Origin of the sequence: Sutcliffiella rhizosphaerae, assembly GCF_917563925.1 — a bacterium.
GTDB lineage: Bacteria > Bacillota > Bacilli > Bacillales > Bacillaceae_I > Sutcliffiella_A > Sutcliffiella_A rhizosphaerae.
Genome location: NZ_CAKJTJ010000028.1, coordinates 32525 through 53098 on the forward strand (window position 1 = coordinate 32525; position 20574 = coordinate 53098).

Here is a 20574-nt window from a genome sequence, read left to right on the forward strand (position 1 = left end):
TTTGTTATTTCAACAAATTTCTATAAAAACCTCATGAAAACTTGATGAAAACAAAAAACGATCTCCAAAGAATGGAGATCGAGTAAATGTTATTTTACGGCATATTTTTCTTGATACATTTTATATTCCGCTTCTGAACAAAGCACAAAATGTCCAGGTCTTACTTCACGCATTTCAACGAGTTCGTCTTTCCCATATCCATGTGAATTCGGATCATACGTCACACGTTTACGTGAGCGTTCCGTATCTGGATCTGGTTGTGGTATAGCGGACAATAATGATCTAGTGTATGGATGCATTGGGTTGTTATAAAGCTCATCCGCATCAGCCAATTCCACCATTTTTCCAAAATACATTACACCAATACGATCGGAAATGTATTTAACCATAGAAAGATCATGAGCAATGAAAAGATACGTTAAACCTTTTTCTTTTTGCAGTTTTTTCATTAAGTTAACGACTTGAGCCTGAATGGAAACATCCAATGCAGAAATCGGCTCATCAGCAATAATAAAATCTGGTTCTACTGCAAGGGCGCGTGCAATTCCAATACGCTGACGTTGTCCACCACTAAACTCATGTGGGTATCTGTTTGCGTGCTCTTTGTTTAACCCAACTGTTTCAAGAAGCTCGTGAACACGGGCAAGACGCTCTTTTCTATTTTTTGCTAATCCATGTATGTCAATACCTTCTGCTATACAGTCAGCAACTGTCATACGAGGATTTAGAGACGCAGATGGATCTTGGAAAATCATTTGCATTTTACGGTTAAACTTAAGCAATTCTTTTTTTGATTTTTTCCCGTGTACATTTTCCCCTTCATAGAGCACTTCTCCATCAGTTGCATCATACAGTCTGATGATAGTTCGTCCTGTTGTGGACTTTCCGCATCCAGATTCTCCAACTAGGCCAAGTGTTTCTCCACGAAAAATATCAAAATTCAACCCATCAATTGCTTTCACCATATTCGGCTTGCCTTCATTAAAATACTGTTTCAAGTTTTTAATTTCTAATAATTTTTCTTTTGTTGCCATGTTATACACCTTCCTTTACGATAACAGGCTTGTCAAAGTTTTGTGGCATAGTTCGGCGGCGTTTCTGAACTGCCAGTGGAGGTTCCACTTCAGGGGCATCCTCATGTAACAGCCAAGTTTTTGCAAAATGAGTTTTTGAAATCTGAAACATTGGCGGCTCCATTTCTAAATCAATCTGCATAGCAAATTCATTACGAGGTGCAAAGGCATCTCCTTTTGGTGGGTCTGTTAAATCTGGTGGAGTACCTGGTATCGCATAAAGTTCGTCTGCATCTCCAAGCTCCAAATCCGGCATTGAACTTAGTAGTCCCCAAGTATAAGGGTGACGTGGGTCATAAAAAATTTCATCCACTGTTCCCATCTCAATGATCTGTCCACCATACATAACCGCAACTCGATCTGCGACATTCGCAACAACCCCAAGGTCATGGGTAATGAAAATGATAGATGTTTCAATTTTTTGCTGCAAATCTTTCATCAAATCAAGAATTTGCGCTTGAATTGTAACGTCCAGAGCCGTTGTAGGTTCATCTGCAATCAATACTTTAGGATTACAAGCAAGGGATATTGCAATAACAACCCTTTGTCTCATACCACCAGAGAATTGATGTGGGTATTGTTTAAAACGTTCTTCAGGCATCGGGATTCCAACTAGACGAAGAAGATCAATTGCTTTTTCCTTTGCCGCACTTTTACTTAACTTTTGGTGCTTAATAATCCCTTCCATGATTTGTTTTCCAACAGTCATGGTTGGGTTAAGAGAAGTCATTGGATCTTGGAAAATCATGGAGATATCTTTTCCACGTATCCCCTGCATTTCTCTTTCAGTTAGCTTTGTTAAATCTTTGCTGTCAAAAAGGATTTCTCCTTGTTTGATATTAGAGTTATTTTTCGGTAGTAAACGCATCACAGCTTTAGTAGTAACCGATTTACCTGATCCAGATTCTCCAACAATAGCTAGAGTTTCACCCTTCTTCAAATCGAAGCTTACACCACGGATAGCTTTTACTTCTCCACCAAATGTATCAAAAGAGACATGTAAGTCTTTTACTTCAAGAATTTTTTCCACTGTCATTCACCTGCCTTCCTAGTCTTTCATTTTCGGATCCAGCGCATCGCGGAATCCGTCTGCAACAAGGTTAAATGCAACCATCAACAAACTGATGATAATTGCTGGGAAAATCATGATATGAGGGAAAATCTGTAACGATTTGAAACCATCATCAATTAAAGTACCCAACGATGCCATTGGCGGTTTTAACCCTAAACCAATGAAGCTTAAGAATGCTTCGAAGAAAATTGCACTTGGTATCGTAAACATTGTATTTACAATGATAACGCCTACCACATTTGGCAATAAATGCTTTGAAATTATACGGTTATTTGTTGAACCAAGTGTTTTAGATGCTAGGACATATTCCTGACTTTTTAGCTTGAGAACTTGTCCCCGGACTACCCTGGCCATTCCGACCCAACCGGTTATGGTTAGAGCAATCGTAATGGCGATAATACCAGGTTCTAATATTAATGTCATAAGAATTACAATTACTAGGTTAGGGATACCTACAAGAACTTCAATAATACGTTGCATGGAATTATCCACACGACCACCGTAGAATCCGGAAACTCCACCGTAAGCAACTCCTACTACCATATCGATAAATGCTGCAAGAAGAGCTATATATAAGGAAATTCGTGTGCCTGTCCAAACACGTGTCCATAAGTCACGTCCTAGACTATCTGTTCCGAACCAAAATGCATCCTCTACACCACGTTGTTCATAAATATCTACACCATTTCTTGTTCCATCTAAAATACCTAGCTTTTCAATTCCAGGCACTTTTGGAGGCATGTTAGCTTGTAATACATTTTGTGAATTAAAGCCATGGCTGTTCATGAATGGGCCAAAAATAGCCAAAAATGCAATGATAATTAATATAATGGAACCAAATATGGCTGCTTTATTTTTCTTAATACGTAACCATGCCGTTTGCCAGTAAGTAAGACTTGGTTTTGCAATTTTTTCACTTTTATTTGGGTCTTGAGCTGCCGGCTGGAATAATTCCTTTGGCAGTTTATCATAGTTGTTGTTACTCATTATTTCTTACCTCCTGCCAAGCGAATACGAGGGTCGATAACTCCATAAAGAATATCAACTACAAGGACAATAACAGTAAACAATGCTGCAAAGAATAATGTTGTACCCATAATTACAGGATAATCATTCGTTGTAATGGAGCGTACGAACTGCTCACCAAGTCCAGGGATAGAAAAGATTTTCTCTACAACGAGCGTACCCGTCATCAAGCTAACTGCTAAAGGTCCTAAAACTGTAATAACTGGAATTAAGGCATTTCGTAATGCGTGTTTTACAGCAATATCAAAGCTTGAAGCCCCTTTTGCACGCGCTAAGGTAATGTAGTCAGAATTTAAAACCTCAATCATTTCCGTACGCATAAAACGTGCAGCAATAGCAATTGGAAACATAGCCAATGCAATCGTCGGTAGGACGGTGTATTGCCAACCTTGCCAGAATGCTACTGGAAACAAACCTAATTTTACTGCAATAAAGTATTGTAGAAGTCCTGCAAAAACGAAAGACGGAATAGATTTACCAAGTACAGCCATGATAGTGGAACCATAGTCTACCCATGTATTTTGTCTTAACGCAGCAATCACACCTAAGAAGATTCCAATGATGGTACCAAAAAACATAGCTTGAAATCCAAGTTGAGCTGACGGACCAATACGTTGCATAATTAAACTGGTCACACTTCTATTATCATATTGGAAAGAAATACCAAGATCTCCTTTTGCAAGGTTCATTATATATTTCGCATATTGTACTGGAACCGGATCATCCAACCCGTATTTAGCAAGAAGAACCGCTTTTTGTGCATCTGACAATTTATCCTGCATCGTAAAAGGGGTACCTGGCATCATTTTCATTAAAAAGAATGTAAAGGATGCAATTAAGAATAAGGTAATAAACATATAAAAAATACGTTGCAATAAATACTTTGTCATATTTGCACCTCCTAAAAAATATTTTGTCAAAATTGTATATAAAATTCCCTAAAATTCGACAATTCCTTTACAGGGAAAAAGAGAGTATATATTTAAAATATACTCTCTTTTTCTCTATTTTAAAAGAAATATTTTTATATCGATATAATATTATTTCCCGCTAATGTATGCCCACTTGTAGCTGAAGTCTGGTCCAAAGTTGTGCTTATACACGTTTTGAACGTAAGGCTTCCATAATCTTGTCGTACCACGTTGGTAAATAGGAGCAATTGCTGCATCCTCTTCAAGTAAGATTCTTTCCGCTTCTTGCATTGCCTCAAAGCGCTTTGCTGGATCGTTAGCATAAGTAGTCATTACATCGTTTAAAAGTTTGTCGTACTCAGGGTTTGAGTAGCCCATCTTGTTGTTTCCACCATCTGTAATCCAAAGGTTAGAGAAAGAGATTGCATCAAGATAATCCGGACCCCATCCAGCTAATTGCATATCATAATCCATTGCAGAGTCTAAGTCAAGACGAAGTGCAAATGGTACTTCTTTAAGATTGATTTTCAAACCTGGTAAGTTTGTTTCTAATTGGTTTTGAAGATATTCTTGCATAGTTTTTGCAGTCTCAGTGTCTCCACCAAGAATTTCAATTGTTACCGCATCCGTACCAAGTTCTTCTAAACCTTTTTCCCAGTGCTCTTGTGCTTTTTCTAAATCAAATTCGTTAAAGTCTCCATTTTTTTCACGGAAGTCTTCACCAGTTTCTGGATGTTGAACAAACTCAGTAGGAACAGAGAAGTTTGCTGGAATAGAACCGTTGTTTAAAACGATATCTGTCATATCCTTTTTATTAAAGCCCATGGAAATCGCTTTACGAATATTTACGTTTGCTAAAGCTTCATTCTTTGTTTGATTCAATTTAAACCAGAAGATCGTTGGTTCTAAATAAGAAATTAAATCTGGATTATCTTTATACAATTCAACAAATTCGGATGTTAATCCTGGAGAGATATCGATTTGTTGAGCGGTGTAAAGGTTAACACCTGTAGAAACTTCTTTAACAACTTTTACGTTAACTTCATCTAATTTAACAGTTTCAGCATCCCAGTAGTCTTCATTCTTTTTCATTGTCCAGCCTACTTCATGCTCCCAGCTGTCTAATACGAATGGACCGTTGTAAACAAGTGTATCAGCTTCTAAAGCATATTTATCACCTTGTTCTTCAAAGAACTTTTGATTTTGAGGATAGAATGTTGGGAATGTCATTAATGATTCAAAGTAAGCAACAGGTTGCTCTAATGTTACCTCAAGAGTGTACTCATCTAATGCTTTTACTCCAAGTTCTTCAACAGGAAGGTCACCCTCTGATACTTGAGTAGCATTTAAGATTTTCCCATTCATCATATATGGACCATACTCAGAACCAGTATTTGGATCCACAGCACGTTGCCAAGCAAAGACAAAATCATTTGCTGTTACAGGGTCACCATTGGACCAAACAGCATCTTCACGAAGTGTAAATGTATAAGTTAGACCATCTTCTGTTACTTCATGCTTTGTAGCAACACCTTCTACTACTTCATCATTTTCACTTAGTCTATAAAGACCTTCAAATACGTTATTCATTACATTAAATGCAACTGCATCTGTTCCTTGAACAGTATCCATTGTTGGAATTTCTGCAGAATCAAGAACATTTAATACTTGCGGACCAGTTGGTTCACCTTCACCAGAAGGTAGTTCTTCTTGCCCACCATTGTTTTTAGCTGTGTTTCCACCGCCGCCACATGCAACTAAAAATGCACTAAGCACAAGTGAAAGCGCTAAAAGTAGTAAAAATTTTGACTTTTTCATTTACTTAACCCCCTAAGAAATATGTCGAAATATGCTGTGTTTTAAGGTAACGAAATTTATTATACAAGTTTTCTAAACATTGTGCATTCAAAATTTTTACGTCAATTTAACAGAACCTTGATTTTCTAAGAAAAACGATTACAAAAATAGTTCAAAAGTACTATTAACCCAACTTGAATTTAGTTGATTATATTGCAAATAGTTTACAAATAATACGATAGTGTTTCTTGTATTTTTATGAAGTATTACCTTTTTTAGTTTCTTTATATTTGTCTTATTCTATACATTTCATTACAATACATTTTAGAGTCTTTTCTTTAGGAGGAATTATGAATAAATCCGTTAAGTCATCGTTAACTATTTTTATCTTTTTATTCATTATTACCATGATAACCACTTACCTTTATTATGGAGTCATCAATTTACTCACATTCATAAATACATCATTTATCTTTTCAAGTATTATCATTTTCCTTTCACTTTTATTGCTTATTACTAAAAAAGGATTCTTTGATGGGATTACATACGGTTTCCGAAGAATCTTCGCTACGAGTCAATATGATAAAGAACTGGAAGAAGATATCAAAAATGAAATGCGCCCTCCATCAGAAATTACGAGAACGATATCTTCAAAACCATTGTTAATTGCTGGCTTGATACTTTTTATTTTTATGCTTATTTCATTATTTTTTTTCTACAATAATTGATATCTCCCCTTAAATTGGATATAATAGAAAATATTTTAATAAACTTTGCATTGATAAAGAGTAGTACTTTACAGTTCAGTTTTTAGAGAGTTTGTGGTTGGTGAAAACAAACAGCTGACGTATCGGAATGGACTTTTGAGCTTTATGGCTGAACCCAATGGATAATAGGCTATGACGTTTCCTTACGTTACAAGGTTAGAGTGATTTCTTTTATAGAAATAATAAGGGTGGTACCACGGTCCATTCGTCCCTTTTTTTAGGGATGAATGGGCTTTTTTGTATGTAATTTTAGAAAGAGGAGTGGAAAAATAATGAAAACTATTTTCTCAGGAATACAACCAAGTGGAAATGTAACACTTGGTAATTATATTGGTGCTATGAAGCAGTTTGTTGAACTCCAACATGAATATAACAGCTATTTTTGTATCGTAGATCAACATGCAATAACTGTACAACAAGATCCTCTGGAACTGCGTAAAAACATTCGTAAACTTGCTGCTCTCTATGTTGCAATAGGCTTAGACCCAGAGAAAGCAACCCTTTTTATCCAATCAGAAGTCCCCGCCCATGCCCAATTAGGCTGGATGATGCAATGTGTCGCATACATTGGGGAATTGGAAAGAATGACCCAATTCAAAGATAAATCAAATGGAAAAGAAACCGTAACAGCTGGATTGTTAACCTATCCTCCATTAATGGCAGCTGATATTCTTCTATATAAAACAGATATTGTCCCTGTTGGAGAAGATCAAAAACAACATCTTGAATTAACGCGCGATCTAGCAGAAAGGTTCAACAAAAAGTATAGAGATATTTTGACGGTTCCAGAAGTCAAGATTGCAAAAGTTGGTGCAAGGATTATGTCATTGGCTGAACCAACGAAGAAAATGAGCAAATCAGATCCTAACCAGAAATCATTTATCTCTTTATTAGATACTCCTAAACAATTAGAAAAGAAAATTAAAAGTGCCGTAACTGATTCAGAAGGGATTGTTCGTTATGATAAGGAGAACAAACCTGGGGTGTCTAATCTTCTTTCTATTTACTCAATTTTAGGAAATAAATCAATTGAAGCATTGGAATCCCAGTATGAAGGTAAAGGCTATGGAGAATTTAAAGGAGATTTAGCTCAAGTTGTTGTGGAAGCATTAGAGCCAATTCAATCAAAATACAATGAATTAATTGAATCACAAAAGTTAGACGAGATTTTGGATCAAGGTGCCGAAAGAGCCAATAAAGTGGCTATAAAAACACTTAACAAAATTGAAAACGCTATGGGACTCGGGCGAAAACGGAGGTAACGAAAGGCCCCGTTTAGTAAGCTAAAAACTAAAATAAATAATATCTAAAAAGTTCAATTACTGATTTTTTACTGATTAAAATCAAAGAATATTAGAGCATTAGAAAAAGACCGAATTGATTTTTCGGTCTTTTCTTTCCCTTGGAAATAATTTATTTTTAATTAACTTTCGGTTGTTGCTCCAATTCCCAAAGCTTTTCAAAGAAAGGTTGTCCTTTTACAAGGGATTCACAAAAATCTGAATGCTTTTCTGACCATCCCTCCCTAGTTTCTTCCATCAACTGTGACCATACTTCTTCAAATGTCATTGTTTGAATTTCTGGGTAATGAACCGGATTCCATTCCGTATACCAATACCTAACTTCAGCAACATTGCATGTTGACTTCAATTGATCAAGTGCCATAAATAGAAGTTGCTTTAATTGTCTTTCTTTTCTTGTTAATCCGTTCATTATTTTGGGAGACGGGGATAATATATGATAATCTCTTTCAGTTTTGCAATATGAATCGAATGTGTAGCTTTCACTCTCATGGTGTTCCACCATATCGTAAACTAACTGCTCTTGTCTTGGAATCAACCTACTCTTACGAATTGGGATTTTGTAACCAATTGTGTCGACTGCCAGAATTCCTTGCCCATCCGTGATAACAAAACAATAATCTAATTGAATCCGTTCATGATTTTTTCTAATATAGCTCTTCTGAAAAATGTCTTCAAGCAAAGTGGATGGTAGCTCTTGGAGGTCGTTTTCAATATAGTTAAATAGAACAGACTCCACTTTCAATAAAGGCACTTGGTCTAACAACTCTACACTGTCATCTTTTCTCCATTCATGAAAATGGCAAACATTGTAGCCGTTTTCTTCTCCTTCAAACCAATTAACCCAAACATCATGAAGATATAACATGTACTAACCCCTCACTTCACATCTACTCTTTTATTTATCCAACAGTATGAACAGCGAGGTACAAAATTATTCCATTTCATCCAATTATTTTATCCTATCTTCCTCTTTATCTCTAATAATGGGATAGATTATATAGGAGAGTGAGATAGAGACCCTAACTATTATAAAATCCTCTAATCAAATAAATAACATCTTCTTGTCCTACTTCTATTGCTATAAATTTATGATAAAGAATTCAAGTAATTACAAATTTTTAGATTTTCACTCAAAAAAAAGAAAAGCCGGCTTGGCTTTTCTTTTTTTATTCAATCGATTTTGGATCTAGGGCATCACGTAATCCATCCCCAACAAAGTTGAAGCATACTACAGTTATTAGAATCATTAAACCTGGGAATAGCGGATACCACCAATGTTTTAACATTATTGTAAAGTTTTGAGCATCTTGTAGCATGTTACCCCAACTTGGTGTTGGCTGCTGAATACCTAGGCCAAGATAACTTAATGCAGATTCAGCAAGAATTACTCCACCCACTCCAAGAGTTGCTGCTACTATTATTGGGCCCATCGCATTTGGTAAGATATGAGAGAAGATAATGGTATGGCTTCTTGTTCCAATTGTCTTAGAAGCTAGAACAAATTCACGTGAACGAAGTGACAAGAATTCACCACGCACAAGACGTGCTGTACCAGTCCAACCTGTAAGAGCAAATATTAAAATTAGCTTGTCTACACCAGGATTAAAAATTGTTACTAATGTAATAAGCAAAAAGATTGTCGGAATTGATATGATGACATCAACAACACGCATGAGGAATGCATCTATTTTCCCTCCAAAATAACCTGCAACTGCACCAACAAAAGTTCCGATAGTCACAGAACCAGCAACAGAAGCAAATCCTACAAGTAGGGAAATTCTAGCTCCATATAATAGACGTGTCAGCACGTCACGTCCGAAGCGATCTGTACCAAGAATATGCTCTCCACCTGGAGTTTGCAGCTTATTTAATAAACTTTGCTTTTGTGGTTCAAATGGTGTAACCCATGGTGCCAAAAGGGCCAGAGTGATAATAATAAACAATATTATCGCACCAACAACAGCAAGCTTATTTTTGATAAATTTCCTAAATGTTATGCTCAACAATGTTTCTGGTTTCTCTTGTTTCATGGGATTAACCGATAGATTGTTTGGTTGAGATGATGGTTGTGTTTGCATCGATGATCCCCTTCCTAATACTCAATTCTCGGGTCAAAAATTGCATATAGAATATCGGCAAGTAAATTTCCGATAATAACAAAGACCGCTGAGATAACTGTTAGTGCCATAATTACAGGATAGTCACGTTGGAAAGCAGAATCAAAGAATAACAAACCAATACCTGGCCAAGCAAATATCTTTTCAACAATAACCGATCCGCCGATAAAACCAGGTAGCATTAAACCAAATATAGTTATTATCGGAATTAACCCATTTCTTACACCATGTTTATAAATAACTTTGTTTTCTTTCAATCCTTTAGCACGTGCAGTACGCATATAATCTTGTCGAATAACTTCAAGCATACTAGAACGCGTATATCTCGTCAGTCCTGCCATATCAGCAGTTGCAAGTACAAAGGCTGGTAAAATTAAATGCTGTATCCTATCCATAATACTAAAAGGTTGGTTCAATGAAGCAACTCCACCTGTTGGTAACCATCCTAGTTGAACCGCAAATACCATGATTAATACTAGTCCAATCCAAAAGTTTGGTGTGGCCACTCCTAAAAACGACGTTAATGTAACCGTATAATCAGTTAATGTGTACGGTTTTCTAGCAGATATTATCCCAAATGGAATTGCGACTACTATAGCTAGGACAGTGGAAACAATCATTAGTAAGAGAGTATTTGGCAATCGATTCATAATTAGTTCACTAACTGGTACACCACGACGAATAAGGGAATCGCCAAAGTCACCTTTAGCCATATTACTTACCCATCTAAAATACTGAACATGTACTGGATCATTTAATCCATATCTTTCTTCAAATTTCTTCATATTTTCTTTACTAATATTCGGATCCATTAATAGGGAGGTAGGACCGCCTGGTGCCATTTGGATAATGGCAAACGATAACACTGTAATACCGAATAGTAGGGGAATCGCCATCAAACAACGGCGGATGATATATGAAATCATAGCTGATTCTCCTTTTCTGTCTTTACTTTAGGAAGATTAGGTAAACGTGAAAGTTTATTTTAATACTGTCTCACTTCGTTAAGAACAGTAATATGTTCAATTTTAATGTAGGGCTTACTTGTCCCCGTAAGCCACTTACTTAATCCAAAAAATGCAAGTGTAATAGTGATTAAATACAATTTCAGTAAAAAAGAAGGAAGGGGATCATCCCCCTCCCTCCTCTTTCTTCCATCAGGGGTATTTTTAGTTATTTGGGTTTAACCACCATTTTTCAATGTCATAGAATGGAAGTCTTGCATGGAATGTGAATCCTTCTAAGTTTGCAGGCATTGCACGGTGTGCATTTGCATAATACAAGAATGTATATGGTTGTTCTTCAGCAATGATTTTGTTTACTTCTTGAATTAATTTAGCACGCTCATCTTGATCCATCGTTCTGTTAGCTTCATCCATGATGCTGTCAGCTTCTGGATGAGACCAAGCTCCGAAGTTTAAACCTTCTTCAATTTCTTTAGAGTGGAAAATACCACTTGGATCTGGATCTGTTGATAACGCCCATCCAAGGATGATTGCATCAAAGTTCCAAGCTGGTGGGTTAACATCTGCAATAAATGCTGACCATTCCATAATTTCTGGATTTACTTTAATACCAACTTCTGTTAGTTGCTCTTGTACTACTACTGCAAGGTCTTCACGAACTTTGTTACCTTGGTTCGTTTTTAATCCGAATTCAAACTTTTTACCGTCTTTTTCCAAGATGCCGTCAGCACCTGGAGTCCATCCAGCTTCTTCAAGTAACGTTTTTGCTTTTTCTACATCGTATTCAAAACGTGGTACATCTTCATCATACGCCCAGCTTAGTGGAGATGCTGGAACGTCTGCTACTTCTCCATCACCATTCATAATTGTGTCAACCATTAATTGGCGATCAAGCGCATGTGTAATAGCTTGACGAACTTTAACATCTTCAAATAAAGAGTTACGTAGGTTGTAACCTAGGTAGGAATAAGAAAGACCTAAACCAGATTCAATTTTCAATTGACCAGCTGCTTCCCACTCTTTAGCAGTTTCAATATCAGAAGAAGGAACTGTGTAATAATGTACATCTCCAGCCGCAAGAGCAGTCATTAATGCATCTGCGTCAGGGATAATACGGTAAGTTAAGGAGTCTAAGTATGGACGACCATCAACATAATCATCATTTGCAACAACTCTTACATACTGACCATCTTCCCATTTGTCAAACTTGAAAGGACCAGCACCGATAGGGTTTTTAGTACTGAAATCAGTGTATTCCCCTAAATCAGCAATAGCAACATCTTCAAGAAGGTGTTTAGGATAAATATGGTATCCTAAAGCGATATAGATTTTTGGATCTGGCTCAGATAGAGTAACTTTGACAGTTAATTCATCAACTACTTCAACAGAAGCAATCTTCTCAAAGTACCCACTACGTGGACCATCATAATCCTCATGTAAAGGAATATCTAAAGTAAATTTAACGTCTTCAGCTGTTAAAGGCTGTCCGTCATGGAATTTAATACCTTCTTTTAATTTTAGCGTATGCTCTAAACCATCATCAGATTGGTCCCAGCTTTGAGCTAGATTTAATTCTGTATCTAGTGCAGGGTTTGTTTTAAGCATTCCCGCAAAAATGAAATCTTCAATTTCAGAACTTGCAGTATCATTAGAATATAATGGGTGGAACATAGTTGGGCTACCAGTAGAACCTAATACTAAGTCTCCACCGGCAACTGGATCACCAGTAGTTGCTTCTGCATCATCTTCACCATCGTTACCTGGTGCTTCGTTTGTGTTATTAGTATTGTTGTTGTTAGGTTCTGTAGTTGTACCACCGCTACAAGCAGCTAGGAACAAGGATAGAACCAACGTTAATGCGATAAGTAATAAAGATTTTTGCTTCACGTTTACTCCCCCTAAAATTTTTTAATCTTCTGAAAATGAAAGGTAAAGAAAGGATATCCTTTAAATTATCTCCCCCTTTCAAAGGGTATTATTTTTGCACTTGTCACCTATTCATATAGGTGACAAGCAACAAAATGATCGGGTTTAACTTCTTTGAATTGAGGAATTTGCTGTTTACAAACATCCATTGCTGCAGGACAACGTGTATGGAATACGCACCCTGTAGGAGGATTTGCCGGACTTGGCAATTCACCCTTCAGTACGATTCGCTCTCTCTTCACTTGCCCTTTTTTCCTTGTTGAAGGAACAGCAGATAACAGTGCCTGTGTGTATGGATGTAAAGGTTCACTATAAAGTTCATTTTTAGTGGCTAGTTCCATCATCTGTCCTAAATACATTACGCCAACACGATCACTAATATGACGTACTACACTTAAATCATGAGAGATAAAAATATAGGACAATCCCATTTCTCTTTGTAAATCCTGCATCAAGTTGATAATTTGGGCTTGTATAGAAACATCCAATGCAGATACTGCCTCGTCAGCAATAATCATATCTGGATTTAATGCAAGTGCTCTCGCTATTCCGATCCTTTGCCTTTGTCCCCCCGAAAACTCATGAGGATAACGACCAATGAAACTCGGATCTAAACCAACTTTAGCCAATAGCTCCTGAACCTTTTCTTCTCTCTCTTTTTTAGTAAAAAGATTATGAGTATTATATGGTTCTTTAAGGATAGATCTTAATGTTTTTCTAGGATTCAATGTTGCAAATGGATCCTGAAAAACCATTTGTATGTCTCGACGAACCGTTTTTCTTAACTCACTTTCACTCATTGTTGCAATATCGCGGCCTTTAAAGATGATGTTACCTTCTGTTGGTTCATACAAGCGAATAATGGTACGTCCAGTTGTTGATTTACCACAACCTGATTCCCCTACAAGGCCTAATGTTTCACCCTTTTTAATGTAGAAGTTTAAGTTATCAACTGCTTTTACATTTCCAACATGTCTTTGCAATAAGCCTGCTTTAATTGGGAAATACTTTTTCAATCCTCTTACTTCTAAAATGTGATCCGGGTTTGTTGCTGTAAGAACTGATTCTGTTTTAGTCTCTGTTGCTGTCATTAGTTCGCCTCCTCGCTTTCATATAAGAAGCATCGCACGGAGCGATTGCCTTCCTTGTTTAATAATTGAGGAATTTCGCTATGACATCGGTCGAATGCTTTTGGACAGCGCGGGGCAAACCGGCAGCCTTGAGGTAAATTTGTTGGTGGAGGTACGTTTCCTTCGATTGATTGCAATCGTGAAAAGTCTCCGTCAATATCAGGTATGGATCCCATCAAACCAACAGTATATGGATGAAATGGTTCTTCAAACAAATCTTCAACTGATGCCTCTTCCACTACTTGCCCACAATACATAACTACTACTCTATCTGCAACCTCTGACACTACTCCAAGGTCATGTGTTATTAACAAAATCGATGTATCAAATTTATGACTTAAATCTTTCATCAAATCTAGTATTTGTGCTTGAATGGTTACATCTAGTGCTGTGGTAGGCTCATCAGCTATCAAAAGTTTTGGATTACAGCTCATCGCCATTGCAATCATAACCCTTTGCCTCATACCACCCGATAATCTGTGTGGATAATCATTTACAATTTCTGCTGCTCTTGAGAATCCAACTACTTCGAGCATTTCAATTGCTTTTTTTGTTGCAGCTGATTTTGTCATTTTTTGGTGAAGAATTAGCACTTCCGTAATCTGTTCTCCTACAGTTAAAACTGGGTTCAATGACGTCATAGGCTCTTGGAAAATCATCGAAATATCATTTCCACGCACTTTACATAATTGATTTTCAGAGAGTTTTACTAGATCTTTTCCTTCAAATAAAATCTCCCCATCAACAATTTTTCCGCCTGGGCTTGGGACTAATCCCATTATAGATAGAGATGTTATTGATTTTCCAGATCCTGACTCTCCAACTAGTGCAACCGTTTCACCTTTTTTAATAGAAATATCCACACCATCAACAGCTGGAATAGCTTGCTTTTTTCTAAAAAAGTGAGTTTTTAATCCTCTCACTTCCAATAAAGCTGACATTTAGCCCTCACCATCCTTTTTTCTTTTGATGCATGGTCTGTATGATGTCTATAAATGTAATCTAAGATTAATAATAAGAAGCAATTAATCTATAAATATTACAGTATTATAAAACTACTAGCGAATAATCTATTTGATATAGATTTCCATGCGAGTTGTTACGAAATATTCAGTCTTTTTTTTATTGAAATTGACTGTAAAAACTAAATTATCGGAAAATAATTATGTCTGTTTGTATATTATTACAATTCCGTTACAAGTTCAAGCCAATTTTGAAAATAAACTAAAAATTTTTTTTATTAGGACTTATAACAATCTTCTACAAAAACTGATTATATACAAAATAAAATAAAAAAACTAGCTTTTTTGCTAGTTTTTTTACATTTTGTCATTTTTCTCCTATTCCTGAAAGAATTATATGACTATGAGCTTTGCTATTTCGTTGAGATCTTTTCTCATAAGACTAGAATAGGAGATTGAATGGGTCTCTAATAATTCCTGTACTAAATAAAACCCTACACAATAACCAAGCATTTTGGGATAAAACCCTTTACCATATAAGAGCTTATAATGTTCCCTTTCATTTTGCTTAATATGTTTATTGGGGAGAATGAACTTTTCATAATAATTTTTCAAATTTTTCTTTGAATAATAGTTGGTCCAATTGGAAATATAGTTTTCTCCTAATTGGTGTAACACTGCACTTTCTGCCAGTCCTTCAATTAATACAGAATCTAGTAATGTGTATTGTTCATCTTTTCTTGAGTTTTTTGCTAGTACGCATATATGATTATACTCATGAATAAAAAGAGCTTTTACTTCATCAATTTCTATATCTTCAGGCAGAAATAAAAATAGTTTATCTTTGAATGCTACTCCTGATTTTCCTTTAAAGTCCCTTTTGATTTGAATGTTGTATTTATCTGAAGGAAAAATAAAAATAGGAATATCTGGACCATTCCAAATCTTTTTTAATCGTTTCCATTCCATCATAACAATATTCCAGCAATCAAGACTTCTTAATTTTTCTACAGACACTTTCCCATCTTTAACAGGGCGGTACATTCCATGCACAATAAGATAATCATACAATTCCGCAGCCGAAACATCCTCAAAATATGTGAGCAGCCTTTTGGTAATGTTCAATGGCTGATGATAATCTTTCTCCAACCATTTGTCAGTTTGAATGATACTCATAATTTACAGCCCTTTTCTTTGCTTTTAGTTATTGTATGAGATATTTATGGGTTTGGTGAGGTTTGCATGGATGGAGCGCGCTTAGTTATTTTCCAATAGTCATATATATAAAGTGGGGAGTTTTATTTATATGTCCAAGCATTTGTTTTTTGTGAAGTTGAGTTTCCCAGGTTTTCAGAACTTCAATTTTAATAACAAAATAGGGAAACGGGTAGAGGATTTTGGTGACGTTTTTGTAGGCTTTTCCACTACTTTTTTTGTCCTATTTAGTTTTATGAAGACATTTTCGTTACTCTTCTCGTGACACTTTAGTTTTCTCCATCCACACATAAACCCCAAGAATGACTGTTAGGTCTGCATTCTTGGGGTTTTAATTAAATTTGTTTATTGATATTTTTTAAATACAATTGTTGCGTTGTGCCCACCAAAACCAAGAGAGTTACTCATTGCGGCTTTTACTTCTTTTTGGCGTGCTTCATTTGGAACATAATCAAGATCACATTCAGCATCTGGTGTTTCAAGGTTAATGGTCGGTGGAACGATGGAATTTTCAATTGCTTTTATTGTGAAAATCGCCTCTACTCCTCCCGCTGCACCTAGTAGATGACCTGTCATTGATTTAGTTGAGCTGATAGCCACTTTTTCCGCATACGTTCCTAATACTTCTTTAATTGCAAGGGTTTCAAATTTATCGTTATATTCTGTGCTTGTGCCATGTGCATTGATATAATCAATATCTTCTGGTTTTAAGTCTGCGTCTTCGATGGCCATTCTCATAGCACGGACACCGCCTTCTCCACCAGGAGCTGGAGCTGTAATGTGGTGAGCATCACCTGTTGCACCATATCCAACTATTTCGGCGTAAATCCTAGCACCACGAGCCAGTGCATGTTCTAAGTCCTCTAAAACAAGAATCCCCGCACCTTCCCCCATAACAAATCCGTCTCTGTTTGCATCAAAAGGACGGCTTGCTGTTTTCGGATCAGGGTTTAGCGATAGTGCTTTCGCTGAACTGAACCCTGCGAATGACATTTCAGTCAATGGTGCTTCTGTGCCTCCTGTAACCATCACATCAGCATCTCCACGCTGGATTACTTTGAATGCATCCCCAATGGAGTTTGTCCCAGTAGCACATGCAGTAACTGTACAGGAGTTCACACCTTTTGCTCCTAATGCGATACTGATTTGTCCTGTGGCCATATCAGGTATCATCATAGGTACGAAAAACGGACTCACTCGACGCGCTCCTTTTTCTAGGAACGTCTTATATTGTTGTTCAAACGTTTCCATCCCACCAATTCCTGATCCTACCCATACACCAACCCTCGGGGCGATTTCATCAGTGATCTCCAAATTAGCGTCTTTTACAGCCATTAATGAAGCTGCAATCGCATATTGAGTAAAACGATCCATTCTTCTAGCTTCTTTTTTATCCATAAAGTCTTCTGCATTGAAGTTATTTACTTCCGCTGCGACTTTTGCTGGGAATTTTTCACTGTCTACTCTCGTTAAGGGACCTACTCCAGATACTCCCTTGATCGCATTTTCCCAAGCTTCATTTACATTAAGACCAATTGGGGTAATAGCCCCCATTCCTGTTACGACTACTCGTCTTTTTGGCATATGCATATGTTTCTTTCTCCTTCCATCCTTGTATCTATTATTGAATTAATCGATTTATATTATTTTCCCCATCTGACAGCTATCGCGCCCCAGGTGAGTCCTCCACCAAATCCTACCATCACAACTAAATCATCATCACGAATTTTTCCGTTTTCCAACTCTTCTACTATTGAAATCGGGATGGATGCCGCAGATGTATTTCCGTAATTTTTTATCGTCATCGACATTTTTTCAGAAGGCAAACCAAGACGCTCTCTTGCAGCTTCCATAATACGAATATTTGCTTGGTGAGGAATTAGAAAATCAACATCTTCTTTTGATAATCCAGCCTTTTCTAATACATTGACAGCTGACTCTCCCATTTGACGTACTGCAAATTTGAAAACTTCTCTACCGTTCATGACGATTGTTTCATCCTGGTAAAGATGTTTCGCACCTGTTCCATCTGCACCAAGCTCAAAGGATAAGATTCCTCTTCCTTGAGATACAGGACCAATTACTGTTGCTCCAGCACCATCACCAAAAAGGACGGCGGTATTGCGGTCTTCCCAATCTACTATTTTGGAGAGTTTTTCTACCCCAACAACTAATACGTTTTTATATGTTCCTGCTTCTACGAATTGTTTGGCAGTAATTATTCCGTACATAAAGCCTGCACATGCCGCACTCATATCAAATGCACATGCCTTATTTGCACCAAGGCGTTCTTGGATCATACAGGCAACGGAAGGGAAAGGGTTATCCGGAGTTACAGTTGCAACGATAATCATATCTAATTCTTCAGCAGTTATTCCTGCATCATCTAAAGCTTTTTGAGCAGCAAAATATGCCATATGTGAAGTATCAATATCATCACTTGCTATTCTTCTTTCCTCAATACCTGTCCGAGTTTTTATCCATTCGTCCGAAGTATCTACCATTTTTTCCAAATCTGCATTTGTTAGTATTCTATCCGGGACATACCTTCCAATCCCAACTATTCCAGCATTCATAGAAATAACACCTATCTCTCTTGAATCCGCTGAAGAATTGTTTCCGCTGCGGTTCATTAATTTTATTATTATCAATTATTATGACTTGGTACTAATTTTAACCGATTCACGTCCTCTTGACAATACATATATGCCTAATTAAACAGTTATAAGTATTTATAGACCTTTACCCAGCCCGTTTCCTGACTTGAGCATACAATAAATCCATAGCGGCAAAAACTAAGATTTGTGAGGTGATAAACATGAGTGAGGAGCAAACAACGATTAATGATGAGCAAGAGGTAGACCCATTTACACGATTAATGTTTGGAAGACAACCAAGATCAGTTAGTGAAGTTCCAGTTGAAAGTCCTGTTGAAGAAACCACGAAAAAGGATAAAATCGGTGAAGATTATGCTGCATTGCTAGATCAGGTAGATTCCATCATGGTCTCTGTTAACAAATTAAAACCAATGTTAAAGGAATTTTCCCCTCTCCTTGATTATTTTAAGAAAAAGTAATATGTATATGACGTAGTTTTCATATACTTTTGAAAACAAAAAGCAGGAGAGAAAATGAATCACTTTCCTCCTGCTTCTTACTTGAGTGTAGTATCTTCGTTATTAATCTTGTCCTGATGCTTCGTTTTTGCCAAGTTCATATGCCTCGTCCATTACTTTTGTAAGTAGGGAGACTAGTGGTTGGATGTGCTGGGGTTCAAGTTCTAATCCAGTCTCATCAAGCATTTGTTTTGCTTCTGGCAAATACTTCATAGCGATGGCCATATATTGCAATGTTCTATCTTGTTCCAATTAGATTGACCTTCTTTCTATTATTCATTCGGTAATGATCCCGTTTCTTTATATCTCTTAATCTGATTGTTTATATTTTCTTGATAATCCTTGCTTATCATAGGACTGAAATTACCAAGGGATATCACTTCATCTTCAAAATCAAAGTAAAGATTTCCAGCTTGTAAATCACCGGAAAAATAGCGCTTCGCTATCAATTCGTACAATTCTGGCACATGTTGAACGGTACTAGTAAGGACAGTATTCTCTCCTAAATCAGATTGATCTGAGACATAACCTACAGCGAATAATCCACTTTCCTTTAAAGTATTAATCACTGGGACATTAAATCCATCTCCTGCTGGGTAAACGACATCTACGTTTTTTTCCATCATTTCCTGTAAAACAGAAAGTGCCTTCTCCGGGTCATCCCAATCTTGTGTAAAATCTATAAACACGCTGGCATCAGGATTTTCGTAAAGTACACCTTCAAAAAATCCATCTACTTCCGGTTGCCATTCAAAGGCAGCAATAATGCCTACATTATTTGTCGTAGTCATATGACCTGCTATCATCCCACCAAAAAAACCCATTGCATTGGACTTGAAATTTAGACTTGTAACATTTTCTCCCCTAACTTCGGAATTAAAACAAACAAAATGAATATCAGGATAGTCTTTTGCAATCGAATTGAAGATTTGAGCATATTCACTTCCATGACCAAATATTAGAGTAACACCATTTTTCTGAAACTCATTTACCGCCTTTTCAACTGCAGTGTCAGTATGTATTCCCTCTTCATAATAAACATCTAAATCATATTGGTTTTGTATCCGTAATAAACCATTATATCCTTTAGTTCCCCAAACCTGATCACTAATCGAATCAGGAACCAATAAGCCCACTTTATGGTTTTTACTATCTGGAACTGGTTGTCCACAAGCAGTCAAAAATAAAATAAAT

At 36.7% G+C, this 20574-nt stretch carries 19 protein-coding genes and 1 other annotated feature; of the genes, 3 read left to right on the forward strand and 16 right to left on the reverse strand.

What is annotated here, in order from left to right; genetic code table 11:
* Positions 1-89 precede the first annotated feature (89 nt).
* The 5 genes from LRP81_RS18135 to LRP81_RS18155 all read right to left on the reverse strand — a co-directional run bounded on the left by LRP81_RS18135 (position 90) and on the right by LRP81_RS18155 (position 5900).
* A complete protein-coding gene (locus LRP81_RS18135; RefSeq protein ID WP_230503759.1) occupies positions 90-1034 on the reverse strand; it encodes an ABC transporter ATP-binding protein in 945 nt (314 codons plus the stop codon).
* Between the two features lies 1 nt (position 1035).
* A complete protein-coding gene (locus LRP81_RS18140; protein ID WP_317987097.1) occupies positions 1036-2103 on the reverse strand; it encodes an ABC transporter ATP-binding protein in 1068 nt (355 codons plus the stop codon).
* A gap of 18 nt (positions 2104-2121) precedes the next feature.
* Positions 2122-3132 (reverse strand): oligopeptide ABC transporter permease, encoded by a 1011-nt coding sequence (gene opp3C / locus LRP81_RS18145; RefSeq protein ID WP_230503763.1) that lies wholly within the window; start codon positions 3130-3132, stop codon positions 2122-2124.
* Complete coding sequence (gene opp3b / locus LRP81_RS18150; protein ID WP_230503766.1) at positions 3132-4061, reverse strand: oligopeptide ABC transporter permease; 930 nt, start codon at positions 4059-4061, stop codon at positions 3132-3134. Before opp3b ends, opp3C begins: the two co-directional genes overlap by 1 nt.
* A gap of 150 nt (positions 4062-4211) precedes the next feature.
* Complete coding sequence (locus LRP81_RS18155; RefSeq protein ID WP_230503768.1) at positions 4212-5900, reverse strand: peptide ABC transporter substrate-binding protein; 1689 nt, start codon at positions 5898-5900, stop codon at positions 4212-4214.
* Between the two features lie 329 nt (positions 5901-6229).
* Here LRP81_RS18155 and LRP81_RS18160 point away from each other — a divergent pair, with 329 nt between their 5' ends.
* A complete protein-coding gene (locus LRP81_RS18160; RefSeq protein ID WP_230503770.1) occupies positions 6230-6607 on the forward strand; it encodes a DUF3899 domain-containing protein in 378 nt (125 codons plus the stop codon).
* Between the two features lie 41 nt (positions 6608-6648).
* Positions 6649-6862, forward strand: a binding site (T-box leader).
* A gap of 53 nt (positions 6863-6915) precedes the next feature.
* Complete coding sequence (gene trpS, locus LRP81_RS18165) at positions 6916-7908, forward strand: tryptophan--tRNA ligase (protein ID WP_230503795.1); 993 nt, start codon at positions 6916-6918, stop codon at positions 7906-7908.
* 157 nt (positions 7909-8065) lie between these two features.
* Here trpS and LRP81_RS18170 read toward each other — a convergent pair whose 3' ends face one another.
* From LRP81_RS18170 to LRP81_RS18210, 9 genes are all read right to left on the reverse strand, one after another.
* Positions 8066-8815 carry a YjbA family protein gene (locus LRP81_RS18170; RefSeq protein ID WP_230503772.1) on the reverse strand — a complete coding sequence of 250 codons (750 nt, stop codon included), beginning with the start codon at positions 8813-8815 and terminating at the stop codon, positions 8066-8068.
* A 301-nt stretch (positions 8816-9116) separates the two neighbouring features.
* Positions 9117-10028: an oligopeptide ABC transporter permease gene (opp4C, locus tag LRP81_RS18175; RefSeq protein ID WP_230503774.1), complete on the reverse strand. Its 912-nt coding sequence runs from the start codon at positions 10026-10028 to the stop codon at positions 9117-9119.
* A gap of 14 nt (positions 10029-10042) precedes the next feature.
* Entirely contained in the window at positions 10043-10993 is a 951-nt protein-coding gene (locus tag LRP81_RS18180; protein WP_230503776.1) for an ABC transporter permease, read from the reverse strand.
* Between the two features lie 243 nt (positions 10994-11236).
* Positions 11237-12919: a peptide-binding protein gene (locus LRP81_RS18185; RefSeq protein WP_230503778.1), complete on the reverse strand. Its 1683-nt coding sequence runs from the start codon at positions 12917-12919 to the stop codon at positions 11237-11239.
* Positions 12920-13026: 107 nt separating this feature from the next.
* On the reverse strand, positions 13027-14049 hold the full coding sequence (locus LRP81_RS18190) for an ABC transporter ATP-binding protein (protein WP_230503780.1): 1023 nt from the start codon (positions 14047-14049) through the stop codon (positions 13027-13029).
* Positions 14049-15029, reverse strand: a complete 981-nt coding sequence (locus tag LRP81_RS18195; RefSeq protein ID WP_230503782.1) for an ABC transporter ATP-binding protein — start codon at positions 15027-15029, stop codon at positions 14049-14051. Before LRP81_RS18195 ends, LRP81_RS18190 begins: the two co-directional genes overlap by 1 nt.
* 414 nt (positions 15030-15443) lie before the next feature.
* Positions 15444-16226: a DUF2268 domain-containing protein gene (locus LRP81_RS18200; RefSeq protein WP_230503784.1), complete on the reverse strand. Its 783-nt coding sequence runs from the start codon at positions 16224-16226 to the stop codon at positions 15444-15446.
* A 384-nt stretch (positions 16227-16610) separates the two neighbouring features.
* Positions 16611-17849, reverse strand: coding sequence for a beta-ketoacyl-ACP synthase II (gene fabF, locus LRP81_RS18205; protein WP_230503785.1), 1239 nt, complete (start codon positions 17847-17849; stop codon positions 16611-16613).
* 59 nt (positions 17850-17908) lie between these two features.
* Positions 17909-18841 (reverse strand): beta-ketoacyl-ACP synthase III, encoded by a 933-nt coding sequence (locus tag LRP81_RS18210; protein ID WP_230503787.1) that lies wholly within the window; start codon positions 18839-18841, stop codon positions 17909-17911.
* A 242-nt stretch (positions 18842-19083) separates the two neighbouring features.
* On the opposite strand from LRP81_RS18210, the gene LRP81_RS18215 reads away from it, so the two are divergent.
* Positions 19084-19341, forward strand: coding sequence for a hypothetical protein (locus LRP81_RS18215; RefSeq protein ID WP_230503789.1), 258 nt, complete (start codon positions 19084-19086; stop codon positions 19339-19341).
* A 102-nt stretch (positions 19342-19443) separates the two neighbouring features.
* Here LRP81_RS18215 and LRP81_RS18220 read toward each other — a convergent pair whose 3' ends face one another.
* The gene (locus LRP81_RS18220; protein ID WP_230503791.1) at positions 19444-19632 is read right to left on the reverse strand and encodes a ComZ family protein; all 189 of its coding nucleotides are present in this window, start codon (positions 19630-19632) and stop codon (positions 19444-19446) included.
* A gap of 20 nt (positions 19633-19652) precedes the next feature.
* Complete coding sequence (locus LRP81_RS18225; RefSeq protein WP_230503797.1) at positions 19653-20570, reverse strand: BMP family ABC transporter substrate-binding protein; 918 nt, start codon at positions 20568-20570, stop codon at positions 19653-19655.
* Positions 20571-20574 lie beyond the last annotated feature (4 nt).